The organism is Pseudonocardia sp. EV170527-09 (assembly GCF_008369905.1).
Taxonomy (GTDB): domain Bacteria; phylum Actinomycetota; class Actinomycetes; order Mycobacteriales; family Pseudonocardiaceae; genus Pseudonocardia.
Genome location: NZ_VRMC01000171.1, coordinates 1 through 4,738, shown reverse-complemented (window position 1 = coordinate 4,738; position 4,738 = coordinate 1). Strand labels below are relative to the sequence as shown.

General features: G+C 72.1%; 8 protein-coding genes. 5 read left to right on the top strand and 3 right to left on the bottom strand.

Going from position 1 to position 4,738, the window contains the following annotated elements:
• Nucleotides 1-203: 203 nt before the first annotated feature.
• The 3 genes from FVA95_RS27565 to FVA95_RS27555 form a co-directional block, all read right to left on the bottom strand.
• The gene (locus FVA95_RS27565) at nt 204-464 is read right to left on the bottom strand and encodes a hypothetical protein (protein ID WP_149666739.1); all 261 of its coding nucleotides are present in this window, start codon (nt 462-464) and stop codon (nt 204-206) included.
• Between the two features lie 231 nt (nt 465-695).
• On the bottom strand, nt 696-1,229 hold the full coding sequence (locus tag FVA95_RS27560; protein WP_161992496.1) for a GNAT family N-acetyltransferase: 534 nt from the start codon (nt 1,227-1,229) through the stop codon (nt 696-698).
• Nucleotides 1,226-2,011: a GntR family transcriptional regulator gene (locus FVA95_RS27555; RefSeq protein WP_149666734.1), complete on the bottom strand. Its 786-nt coding sequence runs from the start codon at nt 2,009-2,011 to the stop codon at nt 1,226-1,228. The genes FVA95_RS27560 and FVA95_RS27555 overlap by 4 nt, the downstream gene beginning before the upstream one ends.
• A 105-nt stretch (nt 2,012-2,116) precedes the next feature.
• On the opposite strand from FVA95_RS27555, the gene FVA95_RS27550 reads away from it, so the two are divergent.
• The 5 genes from FVA95_RS27550 to FVA95_RS27535 all read left to right on the top strand — a co-directional run.
• The gene (locus FVA95_RS27550) at nt 2,117-2,548 is read left to right on the top strand and encodes a plasmid replication, integration and excision activator (protein ID WP_149666732.1); all 432 of its coding nucleotides are present in this window, start codon (nt 2,117-2,119) and stop codon (nt 2,546-2,548) included.
• 122 nt (nt 2,549-2,670) lie between these two features.
• Nucleotides 2,671-3,132, top strand: coding sequence for a hypothetical protein (locus FVA95_RS27545; protein WP_149666730.1), 462 nt, complete (start codon nt 2,671-2,673; stop codon nt 3,130-3,132).
• A complete protein-coding gene (locus tag FVA95_RS27540; RefSeq protein WP_149666728.1) occupies nt 3,129-3,488 on the top strand; it encodes a WhiB family transcriptional regulator in 360 nt (119 codons plus the stop codon). The genes FVA95_RS27545 and FVA95_RS27540 overlap by 4 nt, the downstream gene beginning before the upstream one ends.
• Nucleotides 3,485-3,637 (top strand): hypothetical protein, encoded by a 153-nt coding sequence (locus FVA95_RS31130; RefSeq protein WP_161992495.1) that lies wholly within the window; start codon nt 3,485-3,487, stop codon nt 3,635-3,637. The genes FVA95_RS27540 and FVA95_RS31130 overlap by 4 nt, the downstream gene beginning before the upstream one ends.
• Nucleotides 3,634-4,738: FtsK/SpoIIIE domain-containing protein (locus tag FVA95_RS27535; protein WP_149666726.1), on the top strand; the 1,105-nt coding region annotated here is incomplete at its 3' end. The genes FVA95_RS31130 and FVA95_RS27535, both read left to right, overlap by 4 nt.

The following is a 4,738-nucleotide window of genomic DNA, read 5'->3' as shown; positions in this document are numbered from 1 at the left end:
CGCGATCACCGCGTAGTTTGACCGACGAAGGCTCACGAGGTAGCCGTCTTCGTCCACCACGTCAGCGGACGTGACCCCCACTCCCCGGTCTGGCTGCCGTCTCGGCGCGCTGTGAGGAGGTCACCAGCCCCGCCGCACTCCCCTTGATCTCCGAGCGGTGTCGGGTTCGGGCGGAGCCCGGCCGCCGGAGGCGCTGTCGGCGATCACTCCTCGATGTAGCCAGTCTCGGGGTCGATCGTGCCGAGGAAGTCGCGGATGGAGTCGTGGAGTTCCTCGGTCGTCGCGGGTCTGCGCTGAGATCCGAACTGGGAGAAGCCGTAGTCCGGGTTCGGTCCGGTCTGCCAGTCGAAGTCGTAGGTGCCTGGCTCGGTCGGGCGTGGTCGGACGGTGAACCGCTCGCCGTCGACGACGAGGTTCCGCGGTCGCTCCTGCTCCCAGATGCGTCGGGCGTCTGCGTCTGCCATGACCGGATCGTCTCGGAGTAGCGCTGCTCGGTGGGGAGGGGCCGGGTAGCCGAGCCACGGCGCCGCGAACGGGCCGGAGGTGTAGTGAGCGAGCGACGGGGCCGGCGTGGCCGGCCCCGCGCCGCCGGAGGCGGCGCCTTGATCCCAAAGAGTCGGATTCGGCAGCACGCGCAGGTGTCAGCGCAGGTGCCGGCGGACGTGAGCCGGCGTTCGATCCGACTGGGCTGCTGGTTAGCCTGCGACCCGCGGGTCAGGGAAGACGTAGACCAGTGCGGGTTCGGTGAGGCCGTCGCCGAACCGGTGGGTGACCTCGGTGATCCGCGCGGCGCCGGAGTGGTCGTAGAACTGGACGGCCGCGGTGTCCTTTGCCATCACGTCGAAGACCACGGTCCGGCCGATGAGCTGGGCGTGGTGGCGCAGGGCGAGGATCAGGAAGCCCGCGAGGCCCGCGCCCCGGTGCCCAGGGTCCAGGAACAGGCGGGCCATGACAGCGAGGTCGGTTACGTGGCCGCCCGCGTGCTCCATCCAGGCGCGGGCCGCGTCGTCGTCCGGCTGTGCCTCGGTGAGCGTGACCTGCCCGACCGGGACATCGTCGACGACGGCGGTCCAGCTCCGGATCTCGTGCGGGTGCGCCAGCCACGCCCAGGGATCGGCGATGCCCTCCACCGGGTACCCGTCGTGGGCATGGACCCGTTTCAAGACTCGGGCGAGTGCGGGTAGGTCGCCGTCCTGGCGTTCGCGGACGGTGCGCACCGGCTCTGTCACTGGTCCTCCACCGGCATGTCGTAGTCCAGGGCGGAGTAGTCGGCGCGCATCACGAAACGGGTCACCTCGAACGGTTCCCGGTCGGCGTTGATCCCGGTGTGCCACAGCTCGATCACCGGGACGCCGTCGGGAATCGTCATGTGCTGGGCCTCCTCCCGGGTGGGCATCCTCGCCGAGATCTCCTCACGCACGTGGGTGATCACATGGCCGAGGGCGGCGAACTGGCCGTAGATGCCCTCTGGACCGAGGTCGGCGGAGTCGCCGAGCGGGTTGCCCTCGACCAGGCTCCACGCGGCGTAGGTGACGCCGATCTGCAACGGCTCGTCGTCGGCGAAGTACCAGTTCTCGCGCTGCACAACCGGGGTCCCGGGCTCGGTCCCGAGCCGCTCCGCGACCTCCGTGGGTGCCTCGACCCTGGTGATGCGGGAGTCGACGTGCGGGGTCCGGCCCTGCGCGACGGCCTCGGCGCCGAACGGGCCGAGCTCGTTGGTGGAGCGCATCGCGGCGCTGTAGCGGCGTCGACCGAAGCGCATCCACCGCGGCTTGCTACGGACGAACACCCCGCGGCCGTGTTGGGCGCTGACCAGGCCCTCGCGGCGCAAGGCGGCGATGGCCTCACGGACGGTGTTGCGGGCGGCTCCGTGCTGCTCGGCGAGCACGCGCTCTGACGGGAGCTTGTCGCCGGCCTGGTACTCGCCTGAGGTGATCGCCTCGCGCAGCTCGTGCGCGATGGCTCGGTAGTCGCTGTTGGCGCCCCGCGGCGCCAGTGCCGAAGACGTCATGTCTTCACGATAGCGAACTGGACTGAGCCAGTCACTTGACTAACTGGCTCAAGCCTGCTCTACTGGCTCAAGCCAGTAGGGTGCCGCACAACCAGGAGGCCAGTCATGGCGATCAACAAGAACAAGTTCCCCGTTGCGATGGGCGACGTGTTTCCCCACGGCGCGTTCGTGGTGTCCGAGGTCGAGCCGGTCCGGGACTTCGACAAGTCCTCCCCCGGCCGCCCGGTCCAGCAGACCGACAAGGAGTCCGGTCTGCCGGTGTGGTCGGTCTCGGTCCTCGACGCCGACCCCGAGGCCCGCCGCACGGACAAGACGGTCACGGTGAAGATCGCGGCCCCGCACCAGCCGGTCCCGCCCGAGGCCGCCGCGGGGCTGCCGTTCCGGCCGGTCGAGTTCGACGGACTCACCGTCACCCCGTACGTGCAGGAGACCGGCGGCCGGCCCCGCGTCGCGTACAGCTTCCGCGCCGCCGGGATGCGCGCCCCGGCCGGTCACGGCCACCGACCGGCGCCGGGCAAGAACCAGGACGCGGCCTGAGCTGCCACTCACCCGCCGCACCAGGTGGAGGGAAGCCCGTCTGTAGCGGGCTCCCCTCCGATCTTCCTCGCCCCTCGTAGCCCTGCCAGGCACTCGAAGACTCGGAAGGACACCGAGCGTAGATGACCCCGCACACCTCTCTACCCCGTCATGCCCACACCACGACCGAGCCCACCGACGCCCGGGTCGTGCCCGTGACCCGTCTCGTCGAGGCCGGCCTCCGCCGCACCAGCCGCGCGATCCGCGACACCGCACGACCCCCGGCCGGGGACCTGCTCGCCCACGCCGCCCGCGCCCGTCGGCTCGCCGAACTCCACACCCGCCGCGCCCGCTGGTGGACCGTCCTGGAACGCGACACCGCCACCAACGGCGTTCCCGGCATCTACGTCGAGGCCGTCATCACCGCCGTCCTCGACAACGAGCGCCAGGCCCGCTACTGGAGCGACACCGCCGACGACTGGCAGGCCCTCGCCGACCGGCGTCCCACCTCCGACGTCGCCGGGGCCATGTCCAACTGGGCCGACCTCGGCCTCACCGACCTCGCCGCACCGGGACTCCCGGCCACCTCGGCGGTGGTCCGATGAGCGCCCCGAGCCAGGGCCGGCCGGTGCTGCGGCTGGTCCCGATCACCGACCCGACCGCCGTCGTCTCCGGGCCCGGGTGGCGTGACGACGCGGCGTGCGCGGGGTTGGACACCGAGCTGTTCTTCCCGGTCGACGACCGCGCCGTCTCAGTGGAGCCGCCGCGTCGGGTGTGCCGGGGCTGCCCCGTCCGCGCCGCGTGCCTGGCCGACGTCCTCGCCACCGAGGACCCGGCGCGGCGGTTCGGCATCACCGGCGGCACCACCCCGGCCGAGCGCCGGACCCTGCACCGCGTCGGACTCACCATCACCACCGTCCCCGCCACCACGGTCCCGACGGCTGGGGGTGACGTCGCATGAGCGCCACCGCGAAGCCACCGCGGGGCGAGGTCTGCCGGACCCCACTGCACGAGCGGCCCGACCCGCGGCGCCGTCGGTGCGCCGATCACCTCGACCAGCTCGTACTCGTCCCGCTCGCCACCGTCCGTCGGAAGGGAGACCGTCGATGATCACCACCACCCTCGCCGCCGTCACCCCGGCCGCGGACGTGCCGCTGTCGTGGGAGCAGATCGCCATGGTCGGTGGCGCCGCCCTGGCCGCCGTGTTCTACGTGCTCTACCGGATCGGGCACTACCTGGCCCGGGTCCTGGAAGCCCTCGCCACCGCCGCCGTCGTGTTTGTCGCGGCCTACCTCGCCGTCAAGGGGCTCGTCCTGGCGGTCGTCTGGTTGGCCCGGCACTGGCGCACCACCTCGACCGTGACCGTGGTGTCGGCGTGGTGCTGGTGGTGGGGCTGGCTCTCGCTGCTGCTCGTCGCGCTCACGGTCGCGGCCTCGCTGGGGCTGTGGCGGATCGTTGCGCCGCTGCCGTTCGACCACTGGGCCGGACGTCGGATCCGGTCGTGGTGGCAGCGCTGGGCCGTCTACGCCCCCCGGATGCCGCGCTGGCTGCGCTCCTGCGGCCTGACGGTTCCCGACCGGGCGGGTGCGACGGTCATCCAGGTCAACCCGCTCCGACGCACCGCCACCGCCCCGCGTTCGCGGCCGCGCCGTGACCAGCTCCCCCGCATCCTCTCGGTCCGCTCCGGCCCCTCCTGGGACGAGGTAAAGGTGCGCCTGGTCCCCGGGCAGACCCCGGAGGAATTCGACACCGCCGCCCGCGCCCTCGCGGTGGCCCGTGGGGTGAACCGCTGCCAGGTCCGCGAACTGAGCGCGAACGTGGTGTCGATCGACTACCAGCGCCGCAACCTCCTCGACGCCGTGGTCGACGCCCCCGACCTGGACGCACTCACCACCGTGGCGGAGGAGGCGCTGGATCTGGACCGGGTGCTGTCCGGGGCGACTGAGTACGGCACCGAGTGGCGCCAGTCGATCCGCGGCAGCCACACCCTGGTCGGCGGGGCCACCGGCGCGGGCAAGGGTTCGCTGATGTGGGCGCCCCTGCTGTCGATCGCCCCGGCCATCCGGGACGGGCTGTGCCGTGTGAACGGGATCGACCCGAAGGGCATGGAGCTGGCCTACGGCCGCGACGTCTTCCACCGCTACGCCGTCACCTCCCGCGAGGCCCTCGCCCTGCTCGACGACCTCGTGGATCAGATGGAGACCCGCAAGC

Bases quoted from the DNA above. Each gene is read 5' to 3' on its own strand.
- FVA95_RS27565 (WP_149666739.1), bottom strand. From the start codon at position 464: ATGGCAGACGCAGACGCCCGACGCATCTGGGAGCAGGAGCGACCGCGG.
- FVA95_RS27555 (WP_149666734.1), bottom strand. From the start codon at position 2,011: ATGACGTCTTCGGCACTGGCGCCGCGGGGCGCCAACAGCGACTACCGA.
- FVA95_RS27550 (WP_149666732.1), top strand. From the start codon at position 2,117: ATGGCGATCAACAAGAACAAGTTCCCCGTTGCGATGGGCGACGTGTTT.
- FVA95_RS27545 (WP_149666730.1), top strand. From the start codon at position 2,671: ATGACCCCGCACACCTCTCTACCCCGTCATGCCCACACCACGACCGAG.
- FVA95_RS27540 (WP_149666728.1), top strand. From the start codon at position 3,129: ATGAGCGCCCCGAGCCAGGGCCGGCCGGTGCTGCGGCTGGTCCCGATC.
- FVA95_RS31130 (WP_161992495.1), top strand. From the start codon at position 3,485: ATGAGCGCCACCGCGAAGCCACCGCGGGGCGAGGTCTGCCGGACCCCA.